The sequence below is a fragment of the Flavobacterium sp. genome (genome assembly GCF_031411595.1).
Taxonomy (GTDB): Bacteria; Bacteroidota; Bacteroidia; order Flavobacteriales; family Flavobacteriaceae; genus Flavobacterium.
In genome coordinates this window covers 53621-71958 of the sequence record NZ_JANOBI010000037.1, presented here as the reverse complement: position 1 = coordinate 71958, position 18338 = coordinate 53621, and the positions used below count along the sequence as shown (strand labels likewise).

General features: G+C 38.3%; 16 protein-coding genes. 2 read left to right on the top strand and 14 right to left on the bottom strand.

Annotated features, from left to right (window positions below; genetic code table 11):
- Both RMO03_RS09190 and RMO03_RS09185 read right to left on the bottom strand, forming a co-directional pair.
- The coding region (locus tag RMO03_RS09190; RefSeq protein WP_309641808.1) for a PHP domain-containing protein at nt 1-1144 on the bottom strand (1144 nt) is incomplete at its 3' end.
- A 172-nt stretch (nt 1145-1316) separates the two neighbouring features.
- The gene (locus RMO03_RS09185; protein WP_309641807.1) at nt 1317-1673 is read right to left on the bottom strand and encodes an RNA-binding protein; all 357 of its coding nucleotides are present in this window, start codon (nt 1671-1673) and stop codon (nt 1317-1319) included.
- Nucleotides 1674-1923: 250 nt separating this feature from the next.
- On the opposite strand from RMO03_RS09185, the gene RMO03_RS09180 reads away from it, so the two are divergent.
- The gene (locus tag RMO03_RS09180) at nt 1924-2319 is read left to right on the top strand and encodes a response regulator (RefSeq protein ID WP_309641806.1); all 396 of its coding nucleotides are present in this window, start codon (nt 1924-1926) and stop codon (nt 2317-2319) included.
- 2 nt (nt 2320-2321) lie between these two features.
- Here the strand turns inward: RMO03_RS09180 and RMO03_RS09175 are convergent, their stop codons facing one another.
- The 5 genes from RMO03_RS09175 to RMO03_RS09155 form a co-directional block, all read right to left on the bottom strand.
- Nucleotides 2322-2684 (bottom strand): nuclear transport factor 2 family protein, encoded by a 363-nt coding sequence (locus RMO03_RS09175; RefSeq protein WP_309641805.1) that lies wholly within the window; start codon nt 2682-2684, stop codon nt 2322-2324.
- Nucleotides 2685-2777: 93 nt separating this feature from the next.
- The gene (locus RMO03_RS09170) at nt 2778-3677 is read right to left on the bottom strand and encodes a pseudouridine synthase (RefSeq protein WP_309641804.1); all 900 of its coding nucleotides are present in this window, start codon (nt 3675-3677) and stop codon (nt 2778-2780) included.
- A gap of 160 nt (nt 3678-3837) precedes the next feature.
- The gene (locus tag RMO03_RS09165; protein ID WP_309641803.1) at nt 3838-4794 is read right to left on the bottom strand and encodes a geranylgeranylglycerol-phosphate geranylgeranyltransferase; all 957 of its coding nucleotides are present in this window, start codon (nt 4792-4794) and stop codon (nt 3838-3840) included.
- 24 nt (nt 4795-4818) lie between these two features.
- On the bottom strand, nt 4819-5757 hold the full coding sequence (locus RMO03_RS09160; protein WP_309641802.1) for a mevalonate kinase: 939 nt from the start codon (nt 5755-5757) through the stop codon (nt 4819-4821).
- Between the two features lie 2 nt (nt 5758-5759).
- Entirely contained in the window at nt 5760-6851 is a 1092-nt protein-coding gene (locus RMO03_RS09155; protein WP_309641801.1) for a diphosphomevalonate decarboxylase, read from the bottom strand.
- Nucleotides 6852-6984: 133 nt separating this feature from the next.
- Here RMO03_RS09155 and RMO03_RS09150 point away from each other — a divergent pair, with 133 nt between their 5' ends.
- Nucleotides 6985-7461, top strand: coding sequence for a TspO/MBR family protein (locus tag RMO03_RS09150; RefSeq protein WP_309641800.1), 477 nt, complete (start codon nt 6985-6987; stop codon nt 7459-7461).
- A gap of 37 nt (nt 7462-7498) precedes the next feature.
- Here the strand turns inward: RMO03_RS09150 and RMO03_RS09145 are convergent, their stop codons facing one another.
- From RMO03_RS09145 to RMO03_RS09115, 7 genes are all read right to left on the bottom strand, one after another.
- The gene (locus tag RMO03_RS09145; protein WP_309641799.1) at nt 7499-9793 is read right to left on the bottom strand and encodes a T9SS type A sorting domain-containing protein; all 2295 of its coding nucleotides are present in this window, start codon (nt 9791-9793) and stop codon (nt 7499-7501) included.
- 65 nt (nt 9794-9858) lie between these two features.
- Nucleotides 9859-11070: an NAD(P)/FAD-dependent oxidoreductase gene (locus RMO03_RS09140; protein ID WP_309641798.1), complete on the bottom strand. Its 1212-nt coding sequence runs from the start codon at nt 11068-11070 to the stop codon at nt 9859-9861.
- On the bottom strand, nt 11067-11753 hold the full coding sequence (locus RMO03_RS09135; protein ID WP_309641797.1) for a glycerophosphodiester phosphodiesterase family protein: 687 nt from the start codon (nt 11751-11753) through the stop codon (nt 11067-11069). The genes RMO03_RS09140 and RMO03_RS09135 overlap by 4 nt, the downstream gene beginning before the upstream one ends.
- 100 nt (nt 11754-11853) lie before the next feature.
- A complete protein-coding gene (locus tag RMO03_RS09130; protein ID WP_309641796.1) occupies nt 11854-13533 on the bottom strand; it encodes an alpha-amylase family glycosyl hydrolase in 1680 nt (559 codons plus the stop codon).
- A gap of 1 nt (nt 13534) precedes the next feature.
- Nucleotides 13535-15904: a TIM-barrel domain-containing protein gene (locus RMO03_RS09125; RefSeq protein ID WP_309641795.1), complete on the bottom strand. Its 2370-nt coding sequence runs from the start codon at nt 15902-15904 to the stop codon at nt 13535-13537.
- A gap of 96 nt (nt 15905-16000) precedes the next feature.
- The gene (locus RMO03_RS09120; protein ID WP_309641794.1) at nt 16001-16378 is read right to left on the bottom strand and encodes a GxxExxY protein; all 378 of its coding nucleotides are present in this window, start codon (nt 16376-16378) and stop codon (nt 16001-16003) included.
- A 102-nt stretch (nt 16379-16480) separates the two neighbouring features.
- Nucleotides 16481-18319, bottom strand: a complete 1839-nt coding sequence (locus RMO03_RS09115; RefSeq protein ID WP_309641793.1) for a glycoside hydrolase family 13 protein — start codon at nt 18317-18319, stop codon at nt 16481-16483.
- Nucleotides 18320-18338 lie beyond the last annotated feature (19 nt).

Sequence of the window (18338 nt, the reverse complement as noted above, 5' to 3'; positions counted from 1 at the left end):
ATGACATTTTTGCCAAGTTGTGATAGCCTTTTTTGTTTTTAGCAAGAAATACCACTTGATAACCGTTGTCTTTCCTCGACTTATCTTTGTGGTCTTCGCAAACAAAAAATTCGCAACCTACGATGGGTTTCATTTCAACCTCAGTGGCTTCTTCTCCGTTTTCTAATGCAGTGGCATTTTTAGTGGAAGCTATCTTATTTTGATTCAATACATCTCGAACAAAATGAAAAGCACCCATCAAATTGGCGTGATCGGTAATCGCAACCGCAGGCATTTTTTGCTGAATCGCCGCTTTAACTAACGAAGCCACACTAATCGTGGATTGTAAAACTGAAAACTGCGTGTGGTTATGCAAATGCACAAAATCAACATCAACCAACAATTGTTTGTTGTCTGAAATGGTTTGCTTAGAAATCGGAGCCGCTTGTTTATCGCCTTGCGTTTGACGAATTTTTTCAGAAGCTTCCTTGAGATTAATATGGGTTAAACCAATAGATTGTATTGGTTTTGGGTTTTTTGTTTGAAATTCCTGAAAGTAACTAGCTTCAACCGTGAGTTCACGGGCAGTAAAGATTTCAAGTCGAATTAACTCTAAAAAGCAACGTGTTGTCGCTTCAACATCGGCAGTAGCGTTGTGTGCTTCTGAAAAAGGAACTTGAAATAAGTATTGGTGTAACTCGGTTAGTGTAGGCAATTTGAATTTTCCACCGCGACCTCCTGGAAGTTTGAGCAATGATGCTGTGACTTCGGTACAAGTATCTAATACTGGCATCGAACTCATTGCAGAATCGATTCCCATACGGTGCAATTCGCAACCCATAATGTTGATGTCGAATCCTAAATTCTGACCAACAATAAATTTGGTTTTCGATAAAGCAATGTTGAATTTTTCTAAAACTTCCTGTAGCGCAATGCCTTGCTCTAAAGCTAATTCAGTGGAAATACCATGAATGCGTTCGGCATCGTACGGAATATTATACCCTTCAGGCTTAATCAGATAATCCTGATGCTCGATGATTTTTCCCATATCATCGTGCAACTGCCAGGCAATCTGAACACATCGCGGCCAGTTGTTGGTATCCGTAATCGGCGCATCCCAACGTTTGGGTAATCCGGTAGTTTCTGTGTCAAATATTAAGTACATAGGAGCATTTGAAGTGGTAGCGATTCATTAAAAATGAACTTCAAATTTAGCATATTTTTAGAGAAGAATGATGCGGAAGTTATCAACAAAAAACCATTCAAAAAACTGAAAAATCAATTCTTTGAATGGTTCTTAAAAAATATAATTTAATATATCCTAAAGATAAATCTAATTAGTATCCACCACGACTGCTTCCACCGCCACGGCTGTTTCCACCACCGTAACCACCACCACCGCGAGAATCACCACCACGGCTGTTGTTGTTGAAACTTCTTCTTTCGCCTTCTGGTTTTGGTTCAGATTTGTTTACTACAATCGCACGACCTTGAACAGTTGCGCCATTCAATTCTGCAATTGCTTTTAACGCTTCTTCATCATTTTCCATTTCTACAAATCCAAAACCTTTACTTCTTCCAGTAAATTTATCGGTAATTATTTTTACAGAATCAACTGCACCATAAGCCTCAAAAGACTCTCTTAAATCTGCTTCCTCAATACTGAATGGAAGGCTTCCAACAAAAATGTTCATATGTATTATTTTAAATATTACAACAAATATAGTTTTAATTTCTTTCTAAATTACTATGTATCAAATTATTTATGATTTTAGAAATTATAAAGAAATTGTTATGCGGGTGAATTGAAATTTTTTATGTTTTTGGATGATACGATTGGCTGCTATAAAAACACCAATAATTAAATTCTGTAATTATTCAAAGAGATTGTGTAATACGTTGCAGTTCTGATTCGATTAAATTTAGAACATTAAATCGACCATTATGAAAACTTCAAAACTACTTTTTTACCTCGACGATGATATTGATGATTTAAATTACTTCAAACACATCACTTCAGGTTTAGGACACCGCACAGAAATATTCATGAACGGAAATGAATTGATTTACGCCTTAAAACACGAAGTGGAAAAACCCGACATCATTTTTTTAGATGTTCACATGCCCATACTTAATGGTGAAGAAATACTGAACATTCTCAAGAAATCGGAAGATTATAAAGGCATTCCAACCATAATGATATCTGGAGCGTTTCCTAAAAAATTGGCTCGTGATTATCAGAAAATCGGAGCGGATTATTTGATGAAAAAAGCGGTAGGCGATGATTTAAAGGCGTCACTAGGACATGTGCTGCAGCTCAACTTTCCTTTAACAGCTTAAATCTAACCATGATACACTCTCGAAAACACAATCTTTCCATCTTTAACTTCAAGCACTTCCGCCACGAGCATATCCGCTTCGCCTTCAACAGTTCGAACATATTCCATAAACACACGATCCGAATTTGCTGTGAGTGAAGTTACACGATAATGCAAAGTTGGAATCGATTCAAAAGCGCTTTCCCACCAATCATGCAAAGCCTTTTTGCCTTTCACCAAACCATTGGTCTCGGGTTTTTTGATTTTGAGTTTCGGGCTGAAATGTTCCGCTTCATCATCATATAAAGACAAAAGTGAATCAAGATTATGGTCATTAAAAGCCGCAAACCACCTGTGCGCAATCGATAAATTCTGTTGTGTAATCATATCATTTTTTAAAAGAAAATTCCCGCTGTAAAGAACGGGAATTCCATATTATTTTACTCAGTCACTCAGTCACTCAGCGACTCAGAAACTCTCCTAAACATTCTTCAAATTAATAATCTCCTGCTCGGTCAAAAACCTCCAATTGCCACGAGGCAAATTCTTCTTGGTCAATCCCGCAAAAGAAACACGGTCAATGCGCAATACATCGTATTTGAAATTCTCAAAAATTGCACGCACGACTTTTACATTCGAGGTTTTCAATTTCAAGCCTACTTCCGTTTTAGGCTGATCTTCAATATAACTGATTTCTTCAATAAACAAACGATGTCCGTCAAGCGTCACACCTTTCGAGATCTTCTCCAAATCTTCATACTTTAAATTCTTATCAAGCGAAACCTGATAAATCTTCGACGATTTCTGATTCGGCAAACTAAATTTACGAATCATATCCGTATCATTCGTAAACAGCAACAAACCCGTTGTGTTCTTATCCATGCGTCCGACAGAAGCGATTTTGGCATTCGTCGCACCACGTACCAATTCTAGTACATTGCGATCTTCCTGACCTTCATCCATTGCGGTTGTGAAGTTTTTTGGCTTATTCAATAAAATGTATTCTTTTTTTTCTGGTGTTAAAGTAGCGCCATCAAAATTCACCACATCACCCAATTTCACCATATAACCCATTTCGGTTACCGGCACACCATTCACTTTCACATTGCCCGATTGAATATAAATATCCGCATCACGACGCGAGCACACACCCGAATTCGAAATGTATTTATTCAAACGCATTTCATCCGCATTCTTTGGACGTTTCGGTGCCTGATTCGGTTTCTTTTCTGCTTTCGCGGCTTTCTCTGCTTCGGCTGGCGTCAAGGTTTTCGGTTTCACTTTCTTCGGTCCTTGCGCACGTTTTGCCATGGCAGGCTTCGGCTTGTTCGAACTTGGTCGCGATCCGCCACGTTTGTTATTGCCTTCCTTATTATTCATAACTGCTTAATTTTGTGCAAAGATAGGTTTTTATTGGTTTTGTTAGGAGCTGTTTCCCGCTTTCGTCTTTATCTTGGCATTGCGAGCTTGCGCGGCAATCTCCCAATGCCAAGGATATCGCCTCTATCGGGGCTAGGGCAGTTAAGGAAAATGGAACTTTTTATATCGTTTCAAGCAATTTTCTTCCATGCCACAACACCGAAGGGTCAATCAAGACGATGCAGAAAACACCGGCAACAATCAGGAATTTCAAAAGATTGTGAAGTTGCAAGTATTGTACTCTCGAATCAGATTTCCACAATTGAATCGCAAAGAAAATCATGATGATGAACCCTACATAAAAATAAATATCCATATAGCCAACATCAAAAACACTAATGAGAAAATACACCGGAATAACGGTCAATAGCAACAAAGAAGTAATGCTAATTTTAGAAACGCTTTCGCCATACACAATCGGAATCGTCTGATAACCATTGGCCAAATCGCCTTTGATGTTCTCCAAATCTTTAATCATTTCACGAACCAAAAGCAGTATGAAAAGAAAGCTGGCATGCGTGAAAATTACCGCCAAATCGTTGGTGTGGTTTTCAATTTCATTTAAAGGAAGCCTGTAATAATAAAACAGTAAGATTCCGAAAAAAGGATAAACCGCCAGAAATGCCGCGATAAGATTTCCATACAAAGTATACTTCTTAAGCTTGTGCGAATAAAACCAAATCAGAAAAATGTAGGTAGCAAAGAACAAACTCGCGCGCCAGGAAACTAAAAAAGCAAACAAAGTCGCGATAAAATTCAACAGAAAATAAACCTGCAATTTCGTTTTCTGACTCACCAACCGATCAAGCATCGATTTGTTAGGACGATTAATCAAATCCTTCCGGCTGTCATAAAAACTATTGATAATATAACCCGAAGCAATCGTAATCGCCGAAGCAAAAACTACAATAAACAGTTTGAAATCGAGTAGGATGGAAAGCGCACTTTTGCTCGGAGCCAAAATAAAAATGGCCGACAGATATTGTGCTAGAATGATAATTGGTATGTTATAGCCGCGAATTACAGAAAACAAACTGACGATTTTCATCACGCGCAATTTGTTTTTTCTGCTTAACATCGAAAGTGTTTTGCTGTGAAGCTTTTAAAATTGATAAACAACTTCGAGTTTGTAATCTTTTAAAGAAGCTTTGGCACGTTCCAAATCTTCGGTAAATCCTAAGATATAACCGCCACCACCCGAACCGCAAAGTTTTAAGTAATAATCATTGGTGTCAATGCCTTTCTGCCAAATACCATGAAATTGTTCCGGAATCATCGGTTTGAAATTATTCAAAACGACTTTCGATAATTTTTTGGTGTTCGAAAACAATGATTTCATATCGCCACCCAAGAAGTTCTCCACGCAGGCATCAGTATATTTTACAAACTGATTTTTAAGCATCGTTCTGAAACCTTGGTCTTTCAAGTTCTCCATAAAAATATTGACCATTGGAGCCGTTTCACCAACAATTCCTGAATCCAACAAAAATACGGCACCTTTGCCGGTTAAGCTTTGTGTCGGAATGCCTGTTGCTTCAATATGATCTTTAGAATTGATAAGGATCGGAATGCTCAAATAACTGTTCAACGGATCCAAACCTGAACTTTTTCCATGGAAAAACGATTCCATTTGACCGAAGATGGTTTTGAGTTGTAGTAATTTTTCACGTGTCAGATTCTCTAAAACCGTGATTTTATTGTGTGCGTATTTGTCGTAAATAGCTGCCACCAAAGCGCCACTACTACCAACGCCATAACCTTGTGGGATGCTCGAGTCGAAATACATGCCCGAAGCCACATCGTTTTTCAAAGCTGCTAAATCAAAAGTCACTAACTCTGGTTGCTCGTTTTGCAAAGTTTCCAAATGTGATACAAAACGGTTGAGGTTTCCATTTGATTTGATGGCTTCAGCCGAAGTGTTTCCGTCTGATTTTAATGCGCCATTATAAAAGTTGTAAGGAATTGATAAACCCTTAGAATCTTTGATGATTCCGTATTCTCCGAAAAGTAGGATTTTTGAGTAAAATAGTGGTCCTTTCATAGTTAATTATCAATCATTAATTGACTTCCTTTTCCAATTGCATCACAAATATACTGCGCATTCTCGCAATAGCCAACTAATTCGTCCTGAATAAATTGTAAAACTTGCACTCTAACGTTTTCGGGATACAAAATGTGCACATTCGCTCCTGCATCTAACGTAAAACAAACCGGAATGTTGTGGTTTTTTCTAAATTTCCAAATCGCATTGATGATTTCGAGTGTGTTGGGTTTCATCAAAATAAAATACGGCATTGAAGTCATCATCATCGCATGCAAGGTCAAGGCTTCGCTTTCCACAATTTCAATAAAAGTTTCTAAATCGCCGTTTTCCAAAACCGTTTTGAGTTTTGAAAGATTGTCATGCGCTTGTTGAAATCGTTGTTCGGCATACGGATGATTGTGCATCAAATCATGACCGACGGTACTTGAGACTTGTTTTTCACCTTTGTCAACGAGTAAAATCGTATCCTGATAATTGCTGAAATTCGAATGAATCGCTGTTGGAAATTCAACACCAAACAAATCTGAACTTCCTGTAATTCCCTTATGATTTCCCCAAACGACTACTTTCCCTTTGACACTTCTGCAAGCACTTCCCGAACCCAAACGCGCTAAAAAAGAGGCTTTTTGGTTGAAATAATCTTCGGTCATTTCGGGATTCAAAGCTTTTTCAAGACTCATAATGTTCATCGCCAAAGCCGCCATTCCTGATGCAGAAGAAGCAATTCCGGAGCTGTGCGGAAATGTATTTCGAGTGTCAATTGTGAAATGATATTGTTTTAAATACGGACAATACACTGCAATCCGCTCGAAAAATTTCTGAATTTTAGGTTTGAAATCTTCTTTGGGTTTTCCTTCAAAAAGCAAATCGAATGAAAATGAATCTGGGTTTGCTTTCGTTTGGAATGTCAACGTGGTAATAGTTTTACAAGTATTTAAAGTAAAACTCACCGAAGGATTCGCCGGAATTTGGTTTGCTTTTTTACCCCAATATTTGACTAAAGCAATGTTGCTCGGTGCGCTCCATGTGAATGTTCCGCTTTCAATAGTTTTGGAAAATGACTTGGGAATAAAATCCGTTTCAGTCCTCATAGCTGGAAATTTTAACTTCGTTCAGTTCGACCTAATGGTCTCGAGCGGCAAAGATACTTTTTTTGGTTTATTGATAGATTCGTTATGTTGGTTATTCGCTCCAAAATTTCACTAAATTTGAAAAAAAACCACCATGGAGAAGTATAAAAAGATTCTGATTTTCGTTGTGACTTGTATTGCGATTGGTTATTTGTCGGGAACTGTCACAAGAGCATCCGTTGTGACTTGGTTTCCAACTTTAATCAAACCAAGTTTCAATCCGCCGGCTTGGGTGTTCGCGCCGGTTTGGAGCACGTTGTATATCATGATGGGCATTGCCGCCGGTTTGGTTTGGAACCGCATCGATTTTGAAAGGGAAGCTGTTCGAAAAGCATTGTTGTTTTTCGTCATTCAATTGGTGTTGAACGCATTGTGGTCGATTTTATTCTTCGGATTGAAAAACCCATTGTTGGCATTAATCGAAATCGTTTTGCTTTGGCTGATGATTTATGAAACGTATGTCAAGTTCATCAAGATTGATAAAATCGCAGGCTATCTATTCATTCCTTATTTGCTTTGGGTGAGTTTTGCGATGGTTTTAAATGCTAGTATTTGGTGGCTGAATAAATAAAAAATCCCGAATAACAATTCGGGATTTTAATGAAAAGTTAATTGATGATCAACTTTTTAGTGACTTTTAGATTGCTTTCCGTCGTGATTTCTACAAAGTATATTCCTTTAGAAAACCTCGAAACATCAACAGTTGTTTCATTCGATTGGATGCCATTGACGGTTTTTACAGATTTTCCCAATACATCATAAATAGTAACATTAGCAATACTTTCTGCAGCATCTTGTAAACCTAAATTAACGAATGTTTTTGCCGGATTTGGATACATATAAAATTCATTCGTATCAAAAGAAGTCGTCGCTAAAGTTTCCACAAATTCCGTGTGAAATGTATCGGTAACAATTGGTGGATTATAATCGAAGTAAATATCGGCAGCATTCGGAATCATCGTTCCTGTGGCATAACCAGCGGTTGGTTTTATTTTAAATTGAATGAAACCATGACTTTGCGTCGGGTTAGTAGACGTTGGCGGTAAATTAACCTCGTAAAAATTCCAAATAAGCTTGTTGCCAATTTTTCTCATATTGTATGGATGACTTGCATTAAGCATTTCTACAGATTCTGGATTGAGTGAAGCATCCAACAAATCTTCTACACGAATGAATTCTGCGCTCGCAGTTCCGGTGTTTTCAAATTGGATGGTATAAGTTAAGAAGTCATTTTCGGTAAATGTATCCAAGGCAATTTTTCCACCATGGGATTCGATTTTATCATTTGGATCGTAGGAACCTACAATATTCTGTGATAATGAAAAATAATTATTGGCTGGCACACTATCATCAATAACCGGAATGATTGAAACCGAGTTGGTCAAAACCTGCCCCAGCGTTACTGTTGGAATGGTCGGAACCTGTATGTTGACTTGAATAAAACGTTGTTCGTGCGACGCAAGATTCGTAAAGTCAAAAGTAAACCCGTTTGCAGTATCCAGAGCACCGGCAGGTGTAATCGAGTTAATCGAAACATTCGCGTCTTTGATAAAGGTTATCGTTCCCGAAGGAATATTTTCGAAGCCGTTATTCCTGAAATATATTAAATTAGTGTAAGTAAAGCCAGGTCTTGGCATTCCGTAAAAAACCATGTAAACTTCAAGATCCTTGAAAGGCGCGAGTGGAGTAATCGGGAAGTAAAAAGTCTGAGTTCCGCTACCCGCAGTTACATGTATATTGCTGTAAGTTGCTGTTGAACTATAAAAAGCCAGCAATTCTGGATTGACCGTAAAACTCAGATTGTATGCGTTTGCCGGATTCTGATCAAATATGCGAAAACCATAATTGACATTCGTGTAGCCGTTTTGAATGTTGCCAGAATTATTGATGTCATAAGCGAAAGATCCGCTCGGAAATGAAACTTCACCCGAATCTTTGATGCCATTAGTATTGCTGTCAAGAAAAGCCACCAAAGAGAGATTGTCGGGACATTCACCATTAATCTCGCAATTCCCGTGTGTGCAGAAATGATAAGGCCCCGCCCAGCCGCTGGTAATTCCACCACTGCAGGCCAATCTTACGTAAATTGCGTAGCAGGTATTAGGAATAAGACTATCCAGAAGGACACTACTTGAACTCGAAGCGGTCCAGCCCGTAGGAGTTGTACTAGGAGTTGGAGCAGGTGTTCCGATAGGCACTAGATAAATTTGAGACGTCATACCGGTTCCCACCCATGTAGCTACAGCACTAGTTTCAGCAATACTATTTACAGACAATGCCACAGGTGTCGGACAGGTTGTCGAACAATCGTTCGTGTGTAAAGTGATCGTACTTTGTACTGTTCCGCAGTCATTGCTCATGACAACATCAATAACCTGAACAGGCAATATGCTTGGAACAAAAAAGGTTGGTTCGGATATAATGTTTCCGGATTCATGTTCATAATATGTAAAGGAAACGTTTAGCGGATCATTTGTAAGTTGGGTTCTCGCGTCATTCAAATTATAGATCGGGAGTTCCGTAGTGCTGCAAAATGTCAAAACCGCTGGATTCAGTACGAATGGTTGGGGTGTGGTGTATAATAGGAATTCAAAATAAAAACGTTCGAGTGTTTGAATGTTCGTGGCACTTGCAAAAACCTGCTCCGGATTTGTCGCATTGGTGTAATTCGATGGATTCAAAATCGGATTGTTCGCTGTTTGTGCATCGACTAGACTGTGATAGTAAGCAATCGAATATTGAGCAGCATTCAGTACAAACATCATTTCAGGCTCTTTTGCCCTCAAATCATATTGTGTGAAGCCATCAATATCGGTATCGCATTGCAGATATTCAGAAAGTGACGTTTGGGCATTGCCGATCAGAAACGTAAACAAGGATAATAGGAAGTAAATTTTTTTCATAATCAAGGTTTTACACGAACTCAAATATACACTGATTTATAATAATCTGGAGGAAATATTGTTTTTTAAGCGATTGATTCCGCCACAATAAACCCGCTTGTCCAAGCATTCTGGAAATTAAATCCACCCGTAATCGCATCGATATTGACGATTTCTCCTGCGAAATATACATCGGGAAGTAGTTTACTTTCCATCGTTTTAAAATTGATTTCTTTCAAATCAACGCCGCCCGCAGTCACAAATTCTTCCTTAAAAGTACTTTTTCCATTCACCTGAAAATGCGCGTTGGTCAATTGATTCGCTAAATTTTGAAGTTGTGTTTTTGATAAATCTGCCCATTTGGTTTCGCTTTCAATTCCTGAAGCCAGCACAAAACTTTCCCACAAACGGTTCGGGAACTCAAAAGGCGATTTTTTAGATACGGCTTTCTTCGCTTGGTCTTGTTTAAGTGTTTTCAAGATTTCTATACACTCATTAAAATCAACATCATGGAGCCAATTGACAATAATCGTAAACTGATAATTTTTGTCATGTAAAATCCGCGCGCCCCAAGCCGACAATCGTAAAATACCCGGGCCGCTCATGCCCCAATGCGTAATCAACATTGGGCCGGACGCATTAAGTTTTGTATCTTTTACATGAACCGAAGCAAAAGCAGAAACGCCCATCAAATCTTTAATTCTTGGATCTTTGATATTAAAAGTAAACAACGACGGCACCGGATTCACAATCGAATGTCCAAGTTTTTGCAGCATATCCCAAATTTTCGGATTGCTTCCCGAAGTCATGATGAGTTTCTGGCACGCGAAAGTTTCGGAATGGGTTTCGACTTTCCAAAATTTTTCGCTTTTAAAAATCGATTGCACGCTTTGTCCCATGAGTACAGCGATGCCAAGTTTTTTGGTTTCGTTCAAAAAGCAATCGATGATGGTTTGCGATGAATTCGATTCAGGAAACATCCTGCCATCGTCTTCAATTTTGAGTGCAATACCATGTTTCTCGAACCATTCAATCGTATCACCCGAACAGAATTGATGAAACGGACCGCGCAATTCTTTTTCACCACGCGGATAAAATTTGACCAAATCATTAGGAACAAAACAAGCGTGCGTCACGTTGCATCGACCGCCACCCGAAATACGCACTTTTTCTAAAACACTTTGACCGCGTTCGAGTATGGCCACTTTAAGCTTCGGGTTTTTTTCTACAATATTAATGGCTGTAAAAAACCCTGCAGCGCCACCGCCAACAATGATTATGTCGTAATTCTGATTCATATTCTATCGGGGAAATCGGTGATGATTCCGTTTACTTCAAAGGTTTTTATTTTTTGGATATCTTCGGGTTCGTTGACCGTCCAAGGAAAGACTTGAAATCCTTTTTGTTGCATGGTTAGCGTATTTTCTTTTGTCAATAAATGATAATAAGGATGAATGCTTTTAGCTTTGATGAATGTCGCAAAGTCAATCGCCAAATCAATATCCGTTGAGGTTAATACGCCCAAATTGATTTTCGGATTCACCACATGAACTTCCTGCAACGCATTCCAATCGAAACTCGAAATCAAAAACAAATCATACTGCCAATTTTTTTCTGCAATGTATTTTTCGATTAAAGCCACCACCGGTTTTGCCGTATGATTTCCTTTAAGTTCAATGTTGATGAAAATCTTTCGATCAACCAAATCCAATACTTCTTCAAGTGTCGGGATTTGATGTTCGCTGTCAATTCGCAACGCTTTCAATTGGTGTAAAGATAATTGATTTACAATGCCATTTCCATTGGTAGTTCGATTTACCGTGTCATCGTGAATGACTATAATTTCATTATCGGAAGTCATGTGGACGTCGAGTTCAATGCCGTCAACCTGCATATCGAGCGCTTTTTGAAACGAAATTAATGTGTTTTCTGAAGTATATCCTTTTGCACCACGGTGACCGACAATTTGTAATTGATTCATAGCTTTCGAAAGTTGTAAAGCTAAAAATAACTTTGCGTCTTTGCGCCTTTGCGAGCAAATTTTTTATTCTCGCAAAGGCGCAAAGGCGCAAAGAAAAAGACTAGAATTTTTCGATTAAGACAATATCAAAATCAGTGTCAAGAATGACTTTTCCATCAGCAACCGTATACGCTTTTCCGGAATAAGCATCTTTCACTTTGGTGCCATTTTTAAAGATTGTTCCCATTGGGATTTCTTTTTTGCCTTTGGTCAATTCCAATCCGATGACCACATTGTCGGCGTATTTTCCTTTAGTATAACTTCTTGAAAACACATAAGGTTTCTCAGAAATCTGATGGTGAATTCCTGCGCCGATTGCCGGATGATGTTTTCTGAACATTCCTAATTTCTGCCAATGCAGTAATATTTTTTGAGTTTCAGGATTTGATTTTACGTCGTTCCAATTCATAAAGGAACGCAATGTCGCGTCGCCTTCTGCGCCTTCAACCACTAGAGAACGCCCGGTTTCATCGCCGTAATAAATTTGAGAAACACCAGGAGTTAATAATAATTTGGTGCCGGCTTCGTAATTTTTAGTTCGCGCCGCATCGAAAGGTTTGCTGTCATCGTGTGATGAAATATAATTCAAAACGCTGTAGCCTTTGAGTGCACCATTGAGCTCGTCCGAATATTTTGTAAACAAACCTTCATAGCTCAATTGCGCAGCATTCCACTTGAATTCAAAGTTGATCATATTGTTGAATCCGTGTTGGTAATAATTGACTTTTTTATCACCAAAATCAAAATTTTGCCCTGCACTGATGCCGTAATTATAGACTTCCGCAATCGTATAAAAGGCATTGTTATCAAGCACTTTCGTTGGGTTTTTCTTTTTCCACATTGCAAAAGCATAATCGCATTGGGTTTTAAAATCGGCCCAAACATCTTCATCAACATGTTTTACTGTATCACCACGATAGCCGTCAATTCCGAATTCCGAAATGTAATCGGTCAACCATTTGATGATATAATATTTCGGCGCGCGTGGATAACCCGTTCTTTTGAAAAACGCATCTAGCGACGCCACTTCTTTTTCATATCGACCTTCTTTTTTCCATTTTTCGATTAAGAATGGCGGCAAGTTTACATTGGTGTTGTTTTCTGTTAAGACATCAGGAAGGTTTTTGACCAACGTACAAGCCGTAGTGTTTTCATAAGTTTTATAATCACATTGCGGGCCGGTTCGAACCCAGTCATTTGGCCAAACCGTATCGATATCAGTGACTGGACCAGTATGATTGATAACGCCATCGAGCATGATTCGAATTCCTTTTGCATGTGCTTTTGTAACCAATTCAGCCAAATCTTTTTTAGTTCCGAAATTCGGATCGAGCGCTGACCAATCGCGTGCCCAATAACCGTGAAAACCGTAAGTAAGTCCAGTGCCTTCATCAACGCCATCGTGAATTTGTTCTACAATCGGCGTAAACCAAATCGCATTGACACCCAATTTATCGAAATAACCTTCATCGAGTTTTTGGATGATGCCTTTGAGATTTCCACCTTCAAATCCGCGCAATTTTGCAGTGGCTTTATTTCGGTTGAGGTAGGTTTCTTTGGTTGGATTTCCATCATTGAAACGATCGGTCATCAGAAAATACAAATTCGCGCCTTCCCAAATAAATGGTGTTTTAGTTGGTTTTATAGCGGTTTTGATCGCTTTTGATTTTTTGGATTGAGCGAAGTTAAAGGTTGTATTCAATAGCAAAGACATTAAAAGTAAGACGGCGATTTTTCTCATTTTAGAATTGTATTTTGATTTCTTTGGTGGTTGATTTTTCCCAAGTTACGGGAATTTCAATCGTGTTATTGTTGTTTTTGAAAGCAACATCTTTTGCGTTGATGGTTACTTTTTGAACTTTAGAATCGACATGATGAAGCATCAATGTTACATTTTTATCGATTGCTGTGAATGACTTTCCGATTTCAGAAGTGAAATTGATTGTCAATATTTTAGAAGCTGTATTCGCTTTGAAATTTAAGATTTCAAATTGTCCTTTTTCAAAATCATTGGCAGTCGTTCCATCGTCGTTGTATAATTTCCCGGAACTTGAAGTCGTTTTTTCATCGAAATAATAATGCAAATCAAAATTGGATAAAGAATATTTAGTCGTATTTTGAATCGTTTTAATCATCGGAATAAATGCACCGCCACGAACAAAAACTGGAATGTGATCCTCATTCACAGGAATCATTTTAGCGCTTCCGCCGAGATATTCTTGTCCAGAATAAAAGTCGAACCAATTGTTGTTTTTTGGGAAATATATGGAAACTGAAGTCACTGCAGCTTTCGTAATCGGTGTCACCAAAAAGTCATTCCCCCACAAATAAGTTTCGCTAACAGTTGACAAGGTTTTATTTTCTGGTTCTTCAAAAAATAATGGGCGCATTAACGGTGTTCCTTTTTGATTGTTTTCGAAAGACAACGTATAATTATAAGGTAATAATTGATAACGCAATTCGACCAATTTCTTCGCTTTGGCTTTGGTCACTATGTCTTTGTAAACCGGCTCTGAAGCCACTTCTTCCTGTGCATGCGGGCGGAAAATTGGTTGGAAAACACCATATTGCAACCAACGCAAATACAATTCATTATCGAAATAATCACCTGCAAATCCACCCAAATCCGAGTGCATATAACCCATACCTTGCATGCCCATTTGCAATGCAATTTCCGTTTGCGATTGCAATCCGCCCCAAGATCGACTCACATCACCAGACCACGGAACCATTCCAAAACGCTGTGAACCTGAATAACCCGAACGCATCAAAATGAATGGACGTTGGTTGGGAAAATCTTTTTTATACCCATCGGCTACGAGTTTTGCCCAATTATGACCATACACATTATGCACTTCATCGGCTTTGCCTTTGGCAGTAATGGCTTTCGATGGGAAAACTTCTGGTTCGCCCAAATCGCCCCACAAACCGCTGACGCCTTCGTTAATCATTTTTTTATAGATATTCCAAAACCAATCTTTTCCTTCGGATTTGAAAACATCAATGATTCCGGTGTTTCCAAAATAGAAATCATAAGTACACGGTTTTCCGGTTTTGTCGGTCGCGAGGATTTTTTTATCGACAGCTTCTTGCCATTTGCTAGAAGTCGTTAATATGAATGGCTCTGTAATCAATATTGTTTTGACACCTTTATCATTCAAATCCGCAATCATTTTCGTTGAATTTGGGAATTTATCTTTATCCCATTCGAGATTGCCCATTGTGCCTTGAATGGTTTTTCCGAACCAATACAAATCGAGGATAATCGCATCTACAGGAATTTCGTCTTTAATGAATCGGTCGATGGTTTTTTTGGTTTCTTCTTCGGAATGATACCCAAATCGACTCGAGAAATTCCCCAAAGCCCAACGTGGCAATAGTGGTTGCTTTCCGGTTAAGTCGGTATAATCCGTGATTAAATCTGTCCATGAATCGGCTGCAATAACTTGATAAGTTTTTCTCCCGGAAATGGTTTCGTAGGCTAGTGTGTTGTCTTTTTTGCTGTCTAAGTCCAAATAACCAATGGGTTCGTTGTCGAAATGAACGGCGTAAATTTTTGATGACATCACTAGTGGCATGGTGAAATTCATCAATTCAGCTTTGGTTTCGTAACCGTAATGCGCGCGGTTGTATAATTGCAATCGATTGCCGCGACGGTTCATGCCTAATGCTCTGGCGCCACCGCCATATAACACTTCAACGTTATCAAGATTGAAATCGATAACTTCTGTAGAATCTTTTTTGGTGTAGCCGTTTTTTTCAGAAATCAATGCTTTGGTTTTGTAGAAATAGGATATTTTGAATGGTGATTTTTGAATCGTCACGGATAATCCATTGGTTGCATAAGTCAATGTCGATTTGCTATCCGTAATTTTTGTTTTTACTTTTCCCGGAATCAAAACCACCGCATGAGAATTTGGGTTGAAGGTTTCCCCTTTAGGAATGAAAGACGTTTCTACAATGTTATCCGAATACGGTTTCAAAATATATTTCCCGTCGGAAGTACTAATTTCTAAAGTATTTCCAGATTTTTTGAAGTTCTCGAATTGTCGGTTGGCGTTTTGAGCAACGGCAATCGATGTAATAAAGAAAAGTAAGAGTAATTTTTTCATATATATCATTTTCTTCGCAGCTTCGCGTCTTTGCGAGCCTATTTCAGTATTAATATTTTAATCTCGCAAAGACGCTAAGGCGCAAAGCTTGTGTTGTTATAGATTGTTTACAATTCGGGTTATTCCATTTTTTATTAAAGCTTCATTGAAATTTATCAATAGACCTAATTTAAGTTTTGTTATTCGTAAATAGGTTAATAATTGTTTCGGATGAACATTGGAAATTTGTTCAACAGATTTGATTTCTATGATGACTTTATTCTCTACTATTAAATCAGAACGAAAACCAATATCTAAATGAATCTCTTTCCATATTATAGGAATTGGCTTTTGTCTTTCAACTTTTAAATTTTGAGATGAAAGTTCATAAAATAAAATAGCTTCGTAGACACTTTCTAAAAGCCCGGGACCCAGTTTCGAATGAATTCTATAACTGATGTCTACTATTATTTTTGATAATTCATTTTCATTCATGGCGTATACTTTTATTATTGGCTTATATTTTTTATTTTCTCGCAAAGACGCAAAGGCGCAAAATGTATAGTGATTCTCTTTGCGGCTCTGCGTCTTTGCAAGCTATTTGTTTAATTCTAAAATCAAAACCGATTTGCTTTCAATGGTAATGTCGCTTTTCAAATCCATTGTTTTTCCGGTCATAATATCTTTTCCGGTTTTATAATTCTGGATGCTTTCCTGAAAACGGTTGGTTTTGATGGATTGCGTTTTAGTGCTATTATTCATAACCACCATCACCGATTGATTATCGGTATATCGGAAGTATACATACACATTATTATCAGGAATGTAATGCTTCATCTTTCCGAAATGCACTGCGTCATTGGTTTTTCTCCAAGTGAATAATTTGGAAGTGAAATCGAAATATTGGTTTTGTTCTGCTGTTCTGCCTAATTTTGTGAATGCATTGTTGCTGTCGCCACTCCAACCGCCTGGAAAATCTTTACGGATGTCTGCATCGCCTTTGCCTTTATCGCCATTCATACCGATTTCTGAACCGTAATACAATTGTGGAATTCCACGAACGGTAGCAATCAAAGCCAATCCCATTTGGTATTTCTTGAAATCATTCTTATAAGTTTGATTGAAACGATTCGTATCGTGATTCTCTAAAAAAGTCATGATACTGTTCGGATTTGGATATAGAAAATCGTTGGTGAAATTGTCGTAAACTTTAATCAAACCTTTATCCCAAGTCGATTCGTCTTCATTGAAAACAGAACCGAACGCATCGTGCAATGTAAAATCCATGACGCTTGGTAAATACGAATTGTAATTTTCGATCGCGCCAACTTTACTGTCTTTTTGCCAATATGCCATTTGCGCTTGGTTGTGCATCCAGACTTCGCCTACAATATTGAAATAAGGATATTCATCAAGTATCGATTTGGTCCATTTTGAAATGCCAACTTTATCATTGTAAGAATAAGTATCCACACGAAAACCATCTAAATCGGCGTATTCAATCCACCAAATGGCGTTTTGCGTTAAGTAGTTTAACAGCAAAGGATTCGATTGGTTTAAGTCCGGCATCGATCTGACAAACCAACCATCGAGGCAATTTTTAGTGTCGATGGCAGAAGCATTCTGATCGAATTGTGTCGTCATCCGATAATTTGATTGTGAGAAACCCGGGAACTGGTGAATCCAATCATAAGATGGTAAATCTTTATACATCCAATGTTCGGCGCCCCAATGGTTCGTCACGTAATCCATAATAAGTTTCATGCCTCGTTTGTGTAGCTCCGAAGACAATTTCAAATATTCTTCGTCGGTACCGAAACGCGGATCGGTTTTGTAAACATCCGATTGTCCGTAAGTATGATAAGAATAACGCGAGTCATTATCTTCACACATAGGCGTTGGCCAAACTGCCGTGACACCCAATTCTTTGAGATAATCTAAATGATCTATCATACCTTTAATATCACCACCATGACGCCCGCCGGGATTGTTTCGATCGCCTTTTTCAGTCACCGATTTGTCGCTGTCGTTGTTCGGATTTCCATTAGCGAAGCGATCCGACATGATTAAATAAATCATATCCGAAGCATCGTAACCTTTGCGCAAAGCGGAATTATCACGGCGTTGTTTCAAGCTGTAATTTTTAGTGAAGCTTATTTTGTCGGTACCTTTAAAAGTGAAAGTTAACTCTTGTGCCGGACTGTTTTGAGTATCAATCGTTACAAAAAGATAATTTCGATTTTCTGTTTTTTGGATGTTTTTGATGACGATATTATTCGAAACCGTGACGCTGTTTTCCGCAATATTTTTGCCGTAGAACATAATCTGCAATTCGGGATTGTGCATTCCGGCGTACCAAAATGGCGGTTCCATTTTATCAATTTGGCCGAATATGATGATTGGCATCAAGAGTAAAACCCAAAGTGTTTTTTTCATTTTTTTTGAAATAAAAAAC